We start from the raw sequence: 15695 nt of genomic DNA, 5'->3' as shown, positions 1-15695 counted from the left end.
TATGATAAAATTTTTGTAATTTTGTGCTGCCGAATAGTGTTGCCAATTATTCACATTAATTAAACTAGCCAAAACCCATGTCAAAACTACGCATTTTGTACGCTGCCACAGAAATTAATCCGTTTTTGCAAACAACCCAGGTTTCTGAGTTTTTAAGGATGTTGCCCCAGGGTATGCAGGAACGCGGAATGGAGATTCGGATTTTCGTTCCGAGGTTTGGATTAATTAACGAGCGTAAAAATCGGTTGCACGAAGTGGTACGATTGTCTGGTATTAACATTGCCGTAGGGGAAGAAGAAAAGCCGCTTATTATCAAAGTTGCTTCTATTCCGAATGCAAAGTTACAGGTATATTTTATAGATAACGAAGACTATTTTCACCGGAAATCAGTTTTAGTTGATAAAGACAATAAATTCCATACAGATAATGACGAGCGTGCGATCTTCTTCTGTAAAGGGGTGCTGGAAACCGTTAAAAAATTAGGCTGGTCGCCGGATATTGTGCATTGCAACGATTGGATGACCGGTTTGATACCTATGTATTTAAAAACCACTTACAAAAAGGACCCTATCTTTAAAGATGCTAAATCTATTTTTACGGTTTATAACAACGAATTTGATTACAAATTTGAAGGCGATTTGTTAGAAAAAGTAAAAATGCTGGATATCGAGGACGACATGCTAACGCATTTGAAAACCGCTGATTTTGGCGGATTTGTTAAAGTTGGTATGGAATATGCAGACTTGGTTTCTAAATCGCACGAAGAAAACTTTAGCGAAAACATTAATGCGTTGTTCAAAGAGTTTTGCAGCACTAAACCCATTAACCAGATAGACTCATCTGACGAAAATTTCTTAGATTCTTACTACAATCTCTATAATGAATTGGCTAATTAAGCGACCTACTCTTCTGGTATTATCCCTTATTTCTTTGTTTTCCTGCGATGATTCAAATGATTTAGGTACTACTTATGATGGTAAACCCATTGAGGCCGCATTTACCGATTCGGTAAGTATTACGGCTTCAACGGTGTTAGCCAATGATTCTATAATTGGTTATCAAAGAGGGAATTTTTTGGCGGGATCAATTAGTACCGAAAAGTTTGGTACTACTGTCGCCCAGTCGTATTTAACTATCCGGCCTACTGCCGGTAGCATAACAGCTAACAGCAGCCTGGACTCTGTGGTATTGATGCTGGATTATAATGATTATTACGGAGATACAACCCAGAATTATACACTGGAGGTACGGGAACTGGCTACTCTTTTCCGGGCGGATGCTACTTATTATACAAACAACAATAATAATATTGAAGCATTACCTAACCTATTAGGGTCGGCTACTTTTGTTCCTAAACCCAAAAGTACTAACTCTAAAACTGCTTCGTCTGGTACGGTAACTAAAACTTCCATACCAGTCCGGGTTACATTAGATAATGAATTAGGTCAACGCATTATGAGTTTGCCTACGGCTACTTTAAGTAATGCTGCGGAGTTTGCCAAAACCTTTAAAGGAATTGTCCTTAGTCCGGGAGCCAATACTAAATTGGCTTTAGGCTTTGCACCCGATGCCGATAGTACGTATCTCCGTATTTATTATACTTCTCCTGATAATAAAAAACAGAAATACGATCTGGATATTAATGGTACTTACGATCGGTTAAATCAAATTAATCATGATTTAACCGGTAGTGCCCTGGCTTCGTTAACAAAATCCGGCGATGCGCTACCTGCCACCGCAACAGGTGGGGAAGCTTATCTGCAGGAAAGTACTGGTATTGTTACAAAAATTACTTTCCCTTATCTCGCCCAATTTAGAGAAAAATTAAATGAGATTGATGTAGCAGTAAACCGGGCCGAGTTGATTATTCCGGTAAAAGAAGTGCCTTTTTATTTACCTTCTCCGGCGGCTTACCTAGTAGAAACTAATGCAACGAACCGGATTTTAAAATCAAACAGGTTACCCCGGGTTATAGTGGAAGACCCGCTGGAAACTATCTCGCGTGGGGATAATGCTGTACAAGCTGCGGCTATCCGTTACAACAAAGATAAAAAAGCGTACATTATTAACATTACAAAGTACGTTCAGGATGTTATTTATAATAAACCGTCGGTTTATGGGGGCAATATGAGCACGAGCTTATTGTTAGTGCCAACCTCCCGCACCGGAACTTTAAATGTTAACGGTAGTACGGTGCAGGAAGCAACCGGTCTTTATTCTTCCATTTTGCAAACCAGTGGAGCTAACGGCATGAAGCTGCGCCTTTACTTTTCTAAAACAAACTAATAGATTCCTTTCCTTAAATGATTAATTTCTAATATTTTAATATATACTTTTATGTGCGGCATTGTAGCATATGTTGGGCACCGGGAAGCCTGTCCCATTATCATTAAAGGTTTAAAGCGCCTGGAGTATCGTGGTTATGATAGTGCCGGCATCGCTTTACTAAACGGGAACCTGAACGTTTACAAGAAGAAAGGAAAAGTTAGCGAACTCGAAAGCTACATCTCGGATAAGGATACGCATAGCCACATTGGTATGGGGCATACGCGTTGGGCTACCCACGGTGAACCAAATGATGTAAATGCGCACCCGCATTATTCCAGTTCTAAAAAGATTGCGATAATCCACAATGGTATTATTGAAAATTATAGCTCGCTTAAACAACATTTAAAAAATAAGGGCTACGAATTTCATAGCGATACCGACTCGGAAGTATTTATTAATCTTATTGAAGATATTCGCGAAAACAATAATATCTCTTTAGCGGAAGCCGTGCGTTTAGCCTTGCACGAAGTAGTAGGTGCCTACGCTATTGTGGTTATCTCCCACGATTCACCCAATCAATTAATAGCTGCCCGTAAAGGTAGCCCGCTGGTAATTGGCGTAGGGAAGGATGAGTTTTTCTTAGCCTCCGATGCTACCCCCATTATTGAATATACCAATGAAGTAGTTTACCTGAACGATTACGAATTAGCCGTAATCCGCGATGGAAAGCTAGAAATTCGTACCCGGGAAGATGTGGCCCAAACTCCTTACATTCAAAAGCTGGAATTAGAGCTGGAGTCTATTGAAAAAGGAGGATACCCGCACTTTATGCTGAAAGAAATTTTTGAACAGCCTCGTTCTATTCTGGATAGCATGCGCGGCCGGTTAGTAGCCGAAACCAGCCATTTAGTAATGGCCAGCGTAATCGAGTTCGAAAATAAATTTAAAAATGCCGATCGGATAATAATTGTTGCCTGTGGTACTTCGTGGCACGCGGGTTTAGTAGCCGAATATTTGATTGAGGAATTTGCCCGGGTACCCGTAGAAGTAGAGTATGCTTCGGAGTTCCGGTACCGTAACCCGATTATTAAAGAAGGGGATATTGTAATTGCTATTTCCCAATCCGGGGAAACCGCCGACACTTTAGCCGCCATTGAGTTAGCTAAATCCAAAGGCGCTATGATTTTTGGGGTATGTAACGTAGTAGGTTCTTCTATTGCCCGTGCAACCGATGCCGGGGCTTACACCCACGCCGGACCAGAGATTGGTGTTGCCAGTACCAAAGCCTTTACTGCCCAGGTAACTGTATTAACGCTGTTATCCATGATGATTGCTGAGAAGCGAGGTACCGTTGAAACTTCAATGCTGCGCCAGTTAATGATGGAGATGGAGCAAATACCGGCCAAAGTAGAACGAGCCTTGCAACTGGATACTGAAATTAAAGTTATTTCTGAAATTTTTAAAGATGCGGCCAACTTCCTGTACTTAGGCCGGGGCTTTAATTTCCCGGTTGCTTTAGAAGGAGCTTTAAAATTAAAAGAGATTTCCTACATCCACGCTGAAGGCTATCCAGCGGCCGAAATGAAGCACGGCCCTATTGCCTTAATTGATGCTAACATGCCGGTGGTAGTAATTGCGACAAAGGATTCTTCGTACGAGAAAATTGTATCGAATATTCAGGAAGTTAAAGCGCGCAAAGGCCGGATTATTGCTATTGTAACCGAAGGAGATACCGTAATTCCGGAAATGGCCGAATTTGTAATTGAAGTGCCAGATACCCACGAAGCTTTAACACCACTACTTTCGGTAATTCCGTTGCAGTTACTTTCTTACCATATTGCGGTAATGCGCGGCTGTAACGTTGATCAACCGCGTAACTTAGCCAAATCAGTAACGGTAGAGTAAAAAATTAAAAAAATTTACATAAATAAAAAAGAGCCGCTTCAGGCTCTTTTTTATTTATACCCAGGTGGTTTAAACAAAGCAGTTGAAAAATTCTTAGCGGAGTAATATAGGTTTAAGGTTTATTAAGTAGCATAAATGGCAACTTAGTTACACTGGGTATTAAAAGAACCCAAATATTTATGCGCATATTTGCAGATAATTCGGTTTATATAAAAAATACTAACTTTGCTTTATGGCTAACTTAATAATAAATTCTACTCATGCTCCAGCGCCAATCGGGCCTTATAGCCAGGCTATTATGGCGGATAATGTGTTGTATGTATCCGGGCAAATAGCGCTGGAGTCAACAACCGGTAACTTAATTTCGGATGATATTGAGGCTGAAACTCACCAGGTAATGAAGAATTTACTAGCCATTTTGCAGGAAGCCGGGTTAGAGTTTAAAGACGTGGTAAAGTGCTCCATCTTTGTAAAAGACCTGAATAACTTTGCCCGGATTAATGCCGTTTATGGGAGCTATTTTCCCCATATGCCACCGGCCCGCGAAACAGTGGAAGTTAGCCGTTTACCGAAAGATGTAAACGTTGAGATTTCGTGTATAGCCGTAAAATCTGCTTAAGTTTTAAAAATAACGGTTTACCACTTAAACTTACAGCTAAGCATTACTCGGGTGTCTCAAATTTGCCCGGTTCAACGTTAACGGCTGTTTTGCCCGCTTCTACTTCCTGCCGGATTACCCGAACAGCATAAGGCGACGGATAGATATTAGAACCGTACTTTCGCGAAAATACCAGGGTAAAAACGGCTCCGAAGAAAAGTATCTGGGAAGAGTAAAACACCCAAACCAATATTATTACAACGGTACCCGCTGCTCCGTACACATTGGCGTAATTGCTGTTACCCAAATAAAACCCGATTACAAACCTACCTAAAGCAAATAAAATAGAAGTAACAATGGCGCCAACCCAAACGTCGCGCCATTGAATCTTTACGTCAGGTAAAAATTTAAAAATCATAGCGAAAATAAACGCTACTACGGCTAACGAGAATGTTTCATTAAACATCTGCAAAAGAATTACTGCCGTTTGGTCCAGCAGTTGCATTAAATAATTACCGACTTTGGAAAGTACCGCTTGCGCCACTAAAGAAACCAACAATATGAAGGTAAAGCTGAGGATCATGGCAAACGACATTACCCGGTCGAGTAATAATTTAAAATATTGATTGCGGGGTTTAGGCTTAACGCCCCAGATAACATTCAGGGCATCTTGCATGGAAATAAACAAACCGGTAGCAGCCAGCAAAAGCGCAATTACACCCACAATGGTAGTGAAAGTAATTTCGCCGGACTTACTAATATTCTCTACTATTTTTTGTACTTCGTAAGCGCCCTGCGAACCAATTAGCTCTTTTACCTCAAAGTATATTTCCCCGCTTACGGCATCTTTACCAAACAAGGCTCCCACCGAATTAATCATGATAATGAGTATTGGTGGCAGAGCAAATACCGTATAATAGGCTAAAGCAGCGCCCCGGTCAAAAGAATTGTTATCCAGAAACTCCAGAAATGTTTCGCGCAGCAAATGCCAGATACTTATAAATACATTCTGGTAAGGAAGTTTCACGGCTAGGCTTTTAATTTAGAGGAAGTTAAGATAAGGTTTATAGATAATAATACGCATATAACGCGTTAGGTTTAATCCGGAAGGCGAAAAGTAAATCCAATAAATTTTACTAAGCATATTTCCGGAGATTAAAATTGGAAAAGCTAAAAATCAAGTAAATCCAAGAACTGTTTAGTAAATTGCGGCCGATTTTAAACGCTTGGTAAAAAGCGTAGTTGTAAATTATGGAAAGAGAAGTAAGAGTACGATTTGCTCCCAGTCCAACTGGGCCACTGCACATAGGGGGTGTCCGGACAGCATTATATAATTATTTATTTGCCAGAAAAATGGGCGGTAAAATGCTGTTACGCATTGAAGATACCGACCAGAACCGGTTTGTGCCCGGCGCTGAAAATTATATTTTTGAATCGTTAGCCTGGTGTGGCATTCAGTTAGACGAGAGCCCGTTAGTAGGTGGCCCACACGCGCCGTATCGCCAATCTGAGCGGAAACCCATGTACATGCAATATGCCTTGCAATTAGTAGAGGCCGGGCACGCGTATTATGCCTTTGATACCGCCGAAGAGTTAGATGCTATGCGGGAGCGCTTAAAAGCCGCCAAAGTAGCTACTCCCCAGTATAATGCCATTACCCGCACTACCATGAAGAATTCGCTTACTTTACCCGAAGATGAGGTAAAGCAGCGTTTAGCCAGCGGCGAGCCTTACGTAATCCGGTTAAAAGTGCCGCGGAAAGAAGAAATTCGATTAAAAGATTTAATCCGGGGTTGGGTAGTGGTGCACTCATCAGCAATTGATGATAAAGTTTTAATGAAATCAGATGGCATGCCAACGTACCATTTGGCTAACATTGTGGATGACCATTTAATGGAAATTACCCACGTAATCCGGGGCGAAGAATGGTTGCCTTCGGCGCCTTTGCACGTATTGCTGTACCGGTACTTGGGCTGGGAAAGCACCATGCCGGAGTTTGCGCATTTGCCTTTATTATTAAAGCCCGATGGCAATGGCAAATTAAGTAAACGCGACGGCGATAAATTAGGCTTTCCGGTATTTCCATTGCAGTGGATGGATCCTTTTACTAACGAAAAATCGAGCGGGTACCGCGAAAGCGGTTACTTACCCGAAGCTTTTGTTAACTTTTTAGCATTCTTAGGCTGGAACCCGGGCACGCAGCAAGAGCTATTTACCATGGATGAACTCATTGATGCTTTTTCGATTGAACGCATTGGTAAATCGGGCACCCGCTTTGATATTAACAAGGCTCGTTGGTTTAACGAACAGTATTTACGCGCTAAACCCGATGAAGAATTGGCGCAATACTTAATTGCTGCTTTAGAAGAACACCAGATTGCATGTTCCTTGCAAAAAGCTACCAAAATATCCAGCGTAATGAAGGAGCGCGTAACTTTTCCGCAGGATTTCTGGCGCGAAGCTTCTTACTTTTTTGTAGCTCCTCAGCAGTACAACGAACAGGTAGCCAGCAAAAAGTGGAACAGCTCTGTGGTAGCGGTATTCGAAGATTTTAAAAATCAATTAGGTTCTATTGCTGATTTTACCGCCGATAACGTGAAAGATTTGTTAACGCAAGTACTGGAGCTGCACGGTAAAAAAATCGGGCAGGTAATGCAAGCGCTTCGGTTGGCTATTACGGGCTTAGAAGCAGGCCCCGATTTAATGGCGATTATTGAAGTAATTGGCCCCGATGAAACAGCCGCCCGGATAAATGCCGCTATTACGAAACTACAGCCCTATGCTGTTTAGATAAGCTTTTTACAGCGAAGAATAAATTTTTAAATTTTAAAATTTCCTGAGAACGCCCTTTGAGTTACATAAACTTAAAGGGCGTTTTTTTGTTTGTCCGGCAGTTATTAAGCTGGCAACTAGAAGAAATTTAAAAAATTTTTAGTTGCATGAGCTATTTGTAGGATAATCTAAAGAGCGTAAGTAAACTTAAAACATCCCTGTTGGCATTTTTTGCGTTCTAGGATAAGCAAGTTTTATGAAACAGAAGGTTTTTAAGTTACAACTATGTCGAAAAAGAAAAATAATACCGAGAAAAAAGCCCGGGTACATAAAGATCTGGAAGGCTTTGAAATAAAAATAAATCCGCTGGGCGAAATCAGTTCCAACTACGATATCGATCGGATAAATGATTTTCTGGATAAAAATGTGCGGGACAAAAAGTTAGTGCACACCCAAGGCAAAGACGAAGACGATCTGTACCCCATCGAGCAATCAGATGAGGAGGGAGAAGAAAACGACGATGATTTTCTGCCAAACGCTTCGGCTGATTTAGACAACCCGGATGAGGAAGATGTTCCCAAAAAATCGAAAAGAAAATAATCCTTCCTGTTTCGGGCTTTGTGAAATCGAAATTAAAGTAGTTACTTTCCGGCGTTAATTTTAAAAAATGTAACGATGAGATCGCACGAAATAGATTACCGTATTTATGGCAACGATATCCAGGTTTTAGAAGTAGAGCTCGACCAAAACGAAACCGTAATTGCGGAAGCCGGAGCAATGGTGTTTATGGAAGACGGAATAACCTTTGAAACCAAAATGGGAGATGGCTCGGAGCCGGAACAAGGTTTTTTTGGCAAATTATTATCGGCCGGTTCTCGGTTTATTACCGGCGAATCGCTCTTTATGACGCATTTTACGCATCGGGGCCGTAATCCGAAAACCCGCGTAGGATTTTCGGCACCTTACCCAGGTACCATTATTCCTATTGATTTAAGCCGTTCTTATAATGGTATTATCGTGCAAAAAGATGGTTTTCTGGCCGCTGCATTAGGTACCAAAATTCAGATTCATTTTAATCAGAAGTTAGGATCCGGCTTTTTCGGGGGCGAAGGTTTTATTTTGCAACGCCTGACCGGCGATGGCTTAGCTTTTATTCATGCGGGTGGTACCGTCATCGAAAAACAATTAAATAACGAAACCCTACGGGTTGACACTGGCTGCGTAGTGGCTTTTGAAAACGGCATTGATTTTAGCGTGGAACGTTCCGGTGGTTTAAAATCCATGGTATTTGGGGGTGAAGGCATATTTTTGGCCACACTGCGGGGTACCGGCCGGGTTTGGCTACAGTCTATGCCAATTAAAAAATTAATCGAAGCCTTAATGCCACATGGGCAAAATACAAACAAAGAAGGCGGTTTGCTAAGTAGCTTTCTAGAGTAAGAGTCAAGATAAAAATTTAAAAAAATAGCGCGGCCAATTTTATGTATCTGGCAGCGCTATTTTTTTAAATTTTTTATTTTTTAGATATTAAATCAACTCTAAAATTTCTTCTAAATACTCGCGGGAGTTGCTTAAACGAGGTACTTTATTTTGTCCGCCCAATTTGCCTTTGGTGCGTAACCACTCCAGGAAAGTGCCCGGTGGCGCTATCTTAATGGCCGGGGCAACCAATGCTAAATCGTTTTGCCGTTTGGCATCGTAGTCGGAGTTTACTTCACGCAGGGTAGTATCCAGTACATAGGTAAAAGTGGCCAGATTATCCGGCTCTTGCGCAAATTCAATAATCCATTCGTGCCCACCGCGGCTTTTACCTTCAAAGTATACCGGGGCCGCCGTAAAATTAGAAATGATAGCCCCCGTTTTTTGACAAGCCGTGATAATAGCCGTTTCGGCATTTTCTATGATTAATTCTTCGCCAAAGGCGTTAATAAAGTGCTTGGTGCGGCCCGAAATTTTAATGCGGTACGGATCCAGGCTCGTAAATTTAATGGTGTCGCCAATTTTATAGCGCCACAAACCCGCGTTAGTAGAAATAACCAAGGCATAATTTTTATCCAGCTCCACTTGGTCCAGGGTAAGCGTTTGGGGGTGCTCCGCTTCAAATTCTTCGGCCGGAATAAACTCGTAATACACCCCATAATCCAGCATCAGAAGCATTTCGTCGTGGGTGCCGGCCTGGTCTTGAATGCCAAAAAATCCCTCCGAAGCATTATAAATTTCTAAATAATGCATTTGCTCCGAAGGAATTAGTTTTTTAAATAATTCGCGGTAAGGGCCAAATGCTACCGCGCCGTGCGCAAACAGTTCCAGGTTGGGCCATACTTCCAGAATGTTAGTTTTACCGGTAAGTTCCAGAATACGGTTTAAGAGTACATAAGTCCAGGTGGGTACTCCGCTAATGCTGGTCACATTTTCTTTAGCGGTAATTTCGGCCATGGCCTCAATTTTTTCTTCCCACTTGTCCATTAAAGCTACTTTTAGTGGGGGCGTGCGTATGGCTTCGGCCCATACCGGCAAGTTGCGCATAATTACCGCCGATACATCGCCACAATACGTTTTGGGGTTATGCTCGTTTTCGCGTAAGCTGCCCCCGATAGATAAACTTTTACCGCTAAAAACCCGGGTATCCGGATATAAATTGGCGTAAATAGAAAGCATATCTTTGCCGCCTTTGTAATGACAATCTTCTAAAGACTCCGGCGATACCGGGATGTATTTGCTGCGGGCATTGGTAGTGCCCGACGACTTAGCAAACCACGAAATGGTAGTAGGCCACAAAACATTTTGTTCGCCTTTAATTACACGCTCGATATAAGGGAATAAATTTTCGTAGGTAGATACAGGTACCCGTTGCTTAAACGCGTCAACGGTAGTTATATCGGCATACCCGTAGTTTTTTCCCCAGTCGGTGTTTTTGGCTTTATCGAGTAAATTAGAAAATAACTCATTCTGAACATCGTGCGGGTACTTACGAAAAAGGTCAATTTGGTGAATACGCTTTTTCATGACCCAGGTCATGATCGAATTTATTATTTCCATGTATTGGTTTTAAGTTAAAGGTTAGAGTTAACGGATGAGTAGTGGTACGTTATAGATTATGTAAAGCCACAACAACCAGCTAATAAAAATTTTAAATTTTTCTTTTCAGCTCAAAATGCTTGCCTAAGTAAACCCGGCGCACTTGCTCATCAGCGGCCAATTCTTCGGCGGTACCAGATTTTAAAATTTTACCTTCGAAAAGCAAATAAGCCCGGTCCACGATGGAAAGCGTTTCGTTTACGTTATGGTCGGTGATGAGGATGCCGATATTTTTGGTTTTAAGTTTGGCTACAATCGATTGAATTTCTTCTACGGCAATGGGGTCTACGCCAGCAAAAGGTTCGTCGAGCAACACAAATTTAGGATCTACGGCTAAGGCCCGGGCAATTTCGGTGCGCCGGCGCTCGCCCCCGGATAATACGATGCCTTTATTCTTGCGCACGTGGGTTAGCGAAAACTCATCCAATAAAGCTTCTACTTTATCGCGCTGTTCCTGCTTGGGCTTATTCGTCATTTCCAGCACCGCCATAATGTTTTCTTCCACGGTAAGGTCCCGGAAAACCGAAGCTTCCTGCGCTAAGTAACCAACGCCTTTTTTTGCCCGCCGGTACATGGGCAGCGTCGTAATTTCTTCGTTTTCTAAGTAAATTTTGCCTAAGTTCGGTTTCACCAAACCTACAATCATATAAAACGAAGTAGTTTTTCCGGCGCCATTGGGGCCCAACAAACCCACAATCTCTCCTTGGTTTACTTCCACCGACACGTCGTTTACCACCGTTCGGGATTTATATTTTTTTACCAGGTGCTCAGCTTTCAGTATCATTCCTTCAAAATTACAGAATTAAAGCAGAAGTAGGTAAGAGGCTATTACTTTACTTCCAATATAAATTTAGCCTATACGTATAGCCAGGCTTAACAGGGCATAAAAAATTTTGCCCGGTAAAGACCAGTTGTATAATAATAGTAAACCGCCGAAAATAAAATATATTTTAGATTAGCGTATATTTATTGCCGGCCTATGAAGCTAATTTATTTTGGTTTATTAGAGGTTAAAAATACAGCTATTACAGCGCTGTGGTTTTTTAAAAAATGAAATTTTAACTAATGTCGTGCAGGCAGTTTGCCAGGTACCTGGCGGCTTGGGTTTCGGTGAGGACCTGGTAGCTGGTTTCTAAAGAAATATCTTCCGGTTTAAAAGTGGTTTTTTCGAGCAAATACTTGTTAGACGTAGTATAGTAAACGGCAAAAGTATCCGGAGCTTCCACCTGATTTTTTAAAATATTTTCAGATTGAAAAATGCCAACCGCTAACTGTTCAAATTTATCAATCTGAAAAGTCTGTCCGCAAACCGTGGTAATAAAACTAGAAAACAACATAATTTAGAATAGAACAGCCAAGAAGTAATTTAAAATATGCGATAATTATACCAACTTCCTAAGGTTAATATATAAATATGCTGATAAGCGGATTATTTTTTTAAAATTTTTTAATTTTTACACCTAAGCTATTTTATACCCATTTTTTTTGATGGGTTATACCTATTTCGTAGCCAAAAAATTTAACATTAAACTATAAAATTCCGGTGTTTTTTCAACGTATTCATCATATAGCCCTAATTTGCTCGGATTATGAGCGCTCCAAAAATTTTTACGTGCATATTTTGGGTTTACCCATTATTCAGGAAACTTACCGGGCCGAGCGCAACTCGTATAAATTGGATTTAGCCGTAGGCGATACTTACCAGATCGAGTTATTTTCTTTTCCTAATCCGCCAAAACGCGTGAACAACCCCGAGGCACAAGGTTTGCGCCATTTGGCCTTTGCGGTGCCCGATTTAGAGGCTTGCATCCAGCACTTAACCCAGCACCAAGTAGTTTGCGAACCAATCCGGATAGATAGTTTAACAAACAAACGTTTTACCTTTTTCGCCGACCCGGATGGATTGCCCCTGGAGTTGTATGAAGAATAAAAGCTTGCAGAATTAGCCGTGGTTTAGTGCTTTAAGTGGGTTTATTTAAGTAATAGTTATGTTTATTGATTTGCTGGAATTGTAAAAATTTAAAAAGTCGGCTGCGTACTCGTCGCTTTCAATACTTATAAGCTTACATCTTAATCTATATTATGAAGAAATTAACATATTTATGCTTGTTACTTGTTTTTACTTGGGCTTGTAACCAAAAACAGCAGGAAAGCGGTGCTGGGACTACTACAGGTAATAACAACCTTGATCAAATTTTAAAAAATTACTACGAAGACCGGCTAAAACTCTTCCCCCTGGAAGCTACGGCTATCGCCGATCACCGGTACGACGACCAATTACCCAACGATATTTCGGTAGCGCACCGGACTAAACTTAAAAACTTTTATAATCAATATTTAAATGAGGTGCAAAGTCTGGATAGTGCGACCTTAAACGATCAGGAAAAATTAAGTTACCAGATTTTTAAGCGCGATATGCAGTTAAATCTGGAGCAGCTTACGTTTCCGGAGCACCTCATGCCGATTAATCAATTTTACAGTTTACCCATTACTTTGGGGCAATTAGGTTCCGGCGCGGGTATTCATCCGTTTAAAACCGTAAAAGACTACGAAAATTTTATAAAACGCATTGCTGGATTTGAAGTGTGGGCCGATACGGCCATTGCCAACATGCGCCGTGGAATGCAAACTGGCTGGGTTTTGCCCAAAGCCTTAACGCAAAAAGTGCTGCCGCAATTTGCCGCCATGGTAGTTACCGACCCTAAAAAAAGTTTGTTCTACGGCCCAATCAACAACTTACCAAAAGATTTCAGCGATGCGGATAAAAAGAAAATAACGGCTGCTTACGCCGAAGCTATTGAAACCAAAGTAACCCCTACCTACAAAAAGTTGCACGATTTTTTGCAAACCGAGTATCTGCCTAAATCCAGAAGCAGCAGCGGTATTCAAGCCGTACCTAATGGCGATAAATATTACAACTACCTGGTGCGGTATTATACCACTACCACCCAAACGCCGGAACAAATTTTTGAAATTGGGCAGCAAGAAGTAAAACGAATCCGGGCGGAGATGGAGCAGGTAAAAAATCAGGTGGGTTTTAAAGGCGATTTAAAAGCATTTTTTGAGTATGTAAAATCCGACAAGAGGTTTATGCCTTATAAAACCGATGCCGAGGTGCTGGCTGGTTACAATCAAATTCACGAACGCATGCAACCGCAGCTAAAGAAACTATTCGGCCAAGTACCAAATTCTAAGTTTGAAGTACGCCAAACCGAAGCTTTCCGGGAAGCCTCGGCTAGTGCCGAATACAATTCCCCGGCGCCGGATGGCTCCCGTCCGGGTATTTTCTACGTGCCTATTCTGGAGCCAACGCAGTACAACAGCACCCGCATGGAATCTTTATTTTTGCACGAAGCTATTCCGGGGCATCATTACCAAATATCGCTGCAACAAGAAAACGAGGATTTGCCGCAGTTCCGGCGTTTTGGCGGCTACGGCGCTTACGTAGAAGGTTGGGCTTTATACACCGAAAGCTTAGGCAAAGAGCTTGGCTTATACACCGACCCGTACCAGTATTTTGGTAGATTAGGCGCCGAAATGCACCGGGCCGTGCGCCTGGTGGTAGATGCCGGCATGCACAGCAAAGGCTGGACCCGAGAACAAGCGATTCAGTTTTCTAAAGACAACGAAGCTTTATCGGAAGAAGGTATTATTGCTGAAATTGAACGCTACATGGCCATTCCGGGCCAGGCGCTGTCGTATAAAACCGGAGAATTAAAAATTAAAGAACTCCGCCAGAAATACACCCAAGAACTAGGTAGTAAATTTAACCTGAGCAACTTTCACGATGCGGTTTTGCAGGATGGCAGTATGCCTTTGCAAGTGCTCGAAACCAAGATGAACGCCTGGGCAGCAAAGCAATAATTTGAGCTCTGTTTGCGGCTATAACTAGTAAGATGGAGCGAGCTAAAAATTTAAAGAACCGAAGAACTTAAAGTAGAATTTTTAAATTTTTAGCTCGCTTATCTTTTGTAAATCAGCCATTTTGCATAAAACAAGTTTTAATAATTGAACTAAAAGAATAAAATTTAAAATAGAAGAAATTTTCATTAGGTACTTTCATCTTTATACGCCCCAATTTACGTACCCGGCTTAGGATGCAGCTTCGCCAAAAACTAAAGGTTGTTCAGTTTCTGTTAAAAGATGCCTTTCGCGAGTTCCGGAAAAACGATCCACTCCGCTTAGGGGCATCAACGGCTTTTTTTACCACTTTTGCTTTACCGCCTATTTTGGTGTTACTCATCAATTTTCTGGGCTTATTATACAGCTCCGAAATTATCAGTAACCGTTTAATTGATCAGGTGCAAAGTTTGTTGGGTTACCGCGGCGGCTCCGGCCAGTTAAGCAAAGTTCTCGATAATATTCAGCACATCCCGCCGAACGGGTATTATGCCACTTTAGGCATGCTGTTTTTAATTTTTGTGGCTACTACGCTGTTTATTGTCGTAAAAAGCTCTCTTAACCAACTCTGGAATATACGCCCCCGCAAAAGCAGTACTTTAAGGCATATTTTTAAAACCCGCTTAATTGCTTTAGGATTAATAATTTTTACCGGAGTATTGTTTGTAGTTACCTTAATGGCGGAGTCGGCGTTTAGTTACTTAGGCGGAACTTTGTTTGAGGCTTTACCCGGCCGTGGCTTAGAAGTAATCCGGGTAGGAAATGCGCTGGTATCGTACGCTATTGTAACGGCCTGGTTTGCCATTACTTTTAAATATTTGCCCGATATCCGGATTCCTTGGCGGCCCGTTTGGGTAGGCGCCTTTTTTACCAGTATGTTATTTACGTTTGGTAAATTAGTACTAGGCCGGTTGTTGCTGCACAGTAATTTGGGTCCGATTTACGGCCCATCAGCTTTTGTTTTAATTTTAATGCTTTTTGTTTTTTATTCGGCCATGCTCATGTTCTATGGCGCGAGTTTTACCAAATCCTACGCCCACTATGCCGCTTTTAAAATCCGGCCCAAAGCGTTTGTTTTACGCTACCGCCCGCGCGGACAAAAAGTACCGATAACTCCCAAGTACGCTGCAAAACAAAACCAGGGGACAATTTTTTAAATATTTGCTTTTTAATA

The 15695-nt window shown here is 41.6% G+C and carries 14 protein-coding genes; 10 read left to right on the top strand and 4 right to left on the bottom strand.

Going from position 1 to position 15695, the window contains the following annotated elements; genetic code table 11:
- Nucleotides 1-77 precede the first annotated feature (77 nt).
- From HUW51_RS07505 to HUW51_RS07490, 4 genes are all read left to right on the top strand, one after another.
- The gene (locus tag HUW51_RS07505; RefSeq protein ID WP_185273358.1) at nucleotides 78-896 is read left to right on the top strand and encodes a glycogen/starch synthase; all 819 of its coding nucleotides are present in this window, start codon (nucleotides 78-80) and stop codon (nucleotides 894-896) included.
- Nucleotides 880-2286 (top strand): DUF4270 family protein, encoded by a 1407-nt coding sequence (locus HUW51_RS07500; RefSeq protein WP_185273357.1) that lies wholly within the window; start codon nucleotides 880-882, stop codon nucleotides 2284-2286. The genes HUW51_RS07505 and HUW51_RS07500 overlap by 17 nt, the downstream gene beginning before the upstream one ends.
- Before the next feature lie 51 nt (nucleotides 2287-2337).
- Complete coding sequence (gene glmS, locus HUW51_RS07495) at nucleotides 2338-4173, top strand: glutamine--fructose-6-phosphate transaminase (isomerizing) (protein ID WP_185273356.1); 1836 nt, start codon at nucleotides 2338-2340, stop codon at nucleotides 4171-4173.
- A gap of 232 nt (nucleotides 4174-4405) precedes the next feature.
- A complete protein-coding gene (locus HUW51_RS07490) occupies nucleotides 4406-4792 on the top strand; it encodes a RidA family protein (RefSeq protein WP_185273355.1) in 387 nt (128 codons plus the stop codon).
- Nucleotides 4793-4835: 43 nt separating this feature from the next.
- On the opposite strand, the gene HUW51_RS07485 is transcribed toward HUW51_RS07490, so the two are convergent.
- Nucleotides 4836-5798: a YihY/virulence factor BrkB family protein gene (locus HUW51_RS07485; RefSeq protein ID WP_185273354.1), complete on the bottom strand. Its 963-nt coding sequence runs from the start codon at nucleotides 5796-5798 to the stop codon at nucleotides 4836-4838.
- A 224-nt stretch (nucleotides 5799-6022) separates the two neighbouring features.
- Here HUW51_RS07485 and gltX point away from each other — a divergent pair, with 224 nt between their 5' ends.
- From gltX to HUW51_RS07470, 3 genes are all read left to right on the top strand, one after another.
- A complete protein-coding gene (gene gltX, locus HUW51_RS07480; RefSeq protein ID WP_185273353.1) occupies nucleotides 6023-7561 on the top strand; it encodes a glutamate--tRNA ligase in 1539 nt (512 codons plus the stop codon).
- Nucleotides 7562-7828: 267 nt separating this feature from the next.
- On the top strand, nucleotides 7829-8143 hold the full coding sequence (locus HUW51_RS07475) for a hypothetical protein (RefSeq protein WP_185273352.1): 315 nt from the start codon (nucleotides 7829-7831) through the stop codon (nucleotides 8141-8143).
- A 75-nt stretch (nucleotides 8144-8218) separates the two neighbouring features.
- Nucleotides 8219-8983 carry a TIGR00266 family protein gene (locus tag HUW51_RS07470; protein WP_185273351.1) on the top strand — a complete coding sequence of 255 codons (765 nt, stop codon included), beginning with the start codon at nucleotides 8219-8221 and terminating at the stop codon, nucleotides 8981-8983.
- A gap of 87 nt (nucleotides 8984-9070) precedes the next feature.
- On the opposite strand, the gene HUW51_RS07465 is transcribed toward HUW51_RS07470, so the two are convergent.
- From HUW51_RS07465 to HUW51_RS07455, 3 genes are all read right to left on the bottom strand, one after another.
- Entirely contained in the window at nucleotides 9071-10582 is a 1512-nt protein-coding gene (locus HUW51_RS07465) for a GH3 auxin-responsive promoter family protein (RefSeq protein ID WP_185273350.1), read from the bottom strand.
- A 91-nt stretch (nucleotides 10583-10673) separates the two neighbouring features.
- On the bottom strand, nucleotides 10674-11405 hold the full coding sequence (lptB, locus tag HUW51_RS07460; RefSeq protein ID WP_185273349.1) for an LPS export ABC transporter ATP-binding protein: 732 nt from the start codon (nucleotides 11403-11405) through the stop codon (nucleotides 10674-10676).
- Nucleotides 11406-11679: 274 nt separating this feature from the next.
- Nucleotides 11680-11958 (bottom strand): hypothetical protein, encoded by a 279-nt coding sequence (locus tag HUW51_RS07455; protein WP_185273348.1) that lies wholly within the window; start codon nucleotides 11956-11958, stop codon nucleotides 11680-11682.
- Nucleotides 11959-12164: 206 nt separating this feature from the next.
- On the opposite strand from HUW51_RS07455, the gene gloA2 reads away from it, so the two are divergent.
- The 3 genes from gloA2 (at nucleotide 12165) to HUW51_RS07440 (ending at nucleotide 15678) form a co-directional block, all read left to right on the top strand.
- A complete protein-coding gene (gene gloA2, locus HUW51_RS07450) occupies nucleotides 12165-12551 on the top strand; it encodes an SMU1112c/YaeR family gloxylase I-like metalloprotein (protein WP_185273347.1) in 387 nt (128 codons plus the stop codon).
- Between the two features lie 152 nt (nucleotides 12552-12703).
- Nucleotides 12704-14485 (top strand): DUF885 domain-containing protein, encoded by a 1782-nt coding sequence (locus tag HUW51_RS07445; protein WP_185273346.1) that lies wholly within the window; start codon nucleotides 12704-12706, stop codon nucleotides 14483-14485.
- Between the two features lie 233 nt (nucleotides 14486-14718).
- The gene (locus HUW51_RS07440) at nucleotides 14719-15678 is read left to right on the top strand and encodes a YihY/virulence factor BrkB family protein (RefSeq protein ID WP_185273345.1); all 960 of its coding nucleotides are present in this window, start codon (nucleotides 14719-14721) and stop codon (nucleotides 15676-15678) included.
- Nucleotides 15679-15695: the final 17 nt, after the last annotated feature.

The sequence above is a fragment of the Adhaeribacter swui genome (assembly GCF_014217805.1).
GTDB classification, from domain to species: Bacteria; Bacteroidota; Bacteroidia; order Cytophagales; family Hymenobacteraceae; genus Adhaeribacter; species Adhaeribacter swui.
The sequence above is the reverse complement of the archived record's forward strand: the minus strand, read 5'-3'. Positions and strand labels throughout refer to the sequence as shown.

Excerpts from the sequence above, each read along its gene's own strand:
- HUW51_RS07505 (WP_185273358.1), top strand. The coding sequence starts at position 78 with ATGTCAAAACTACGCATTTTGTACGCTGCCACAGAAATTAATCCGTTT.
- HUW51_RS07500 (WP_185273357.1), top strand. The coding sequence starts at position 880 with ATGAATTGGCTAATTAAGCGACCTACTCTTCTGGTATTATCCCTTATT.
- glmS (WP_185273356.1), top strand. The coding sequence starts at position 2,338 with ATGTGCGGCATTGTAGCATATGTTGGGCACCGGGAAGCCTGTCCCATT.
- HUW51_RS07490 (WP_185273355.1), top strand. The coding sequence starts at position 4,406 with ATGGCTAACTTAATAATAAATTCTACTCATGCTCCAGCGCCAATCGGG.
- gltX (WP_185273353.1), top strand. The coding sequence starts at position 6,023 with ATGGAAAGAGAAGTAAGAGTACGATTTGCTCCCAGTCCAACTGGGCCA.
- HUW51_RS07475 (WP_185273352.1), top strand. The coding sequence starts at position 7,829 with ATGTCGAAAAAGAAAAATAATACCGAGAAAAAAGCCCGGGTACATAAA.
- HUW51_RS07470 (WP_185273351.1), top strand. The coding sequence starts at position 8,219 with ATGAGATCGCACGAAATAGATTACCGTATTTATGGCAACGATATCCAG.
- HUW51_RS07465 (WP_185273350.1), bottom strand. The coding sequence starts at position 10,582 with ATGGAAATAATAAATTCGATCATGACCTGGGTCATGAAAAAGCGTATT.
- lptB (WP_185273349.1), bottom strand. The coding sequence starts at position 11,405 with ATGATACTGAAAGCTGAGCACCTGGTAAAAAAATATAAATCCCGAACG.
- HUW51_RS07455 (WP_185273348.1), bottom strand. The coding sequence starts at position 11,958 with ATGTTGTTTTCTAGTTTTATTACCACGGTTTGCGGACAGACTTTTCAG.
- HUW51_RS07445 (WP_185273346.1), top strand. The coding sequence starts at position 12,704 with ATGAAGAAATTAACATATTTATGCTTGTTACTTGTTTTTACTTGGGCT.
- HUW51_RS07440 (WP_185273345.1), top strand. The coding sequence starts at position 14,719 with ATGCAGCTTCGCCAAAAACTAAAGGTTGTTCAGTTTCTGTTAAAAGAT.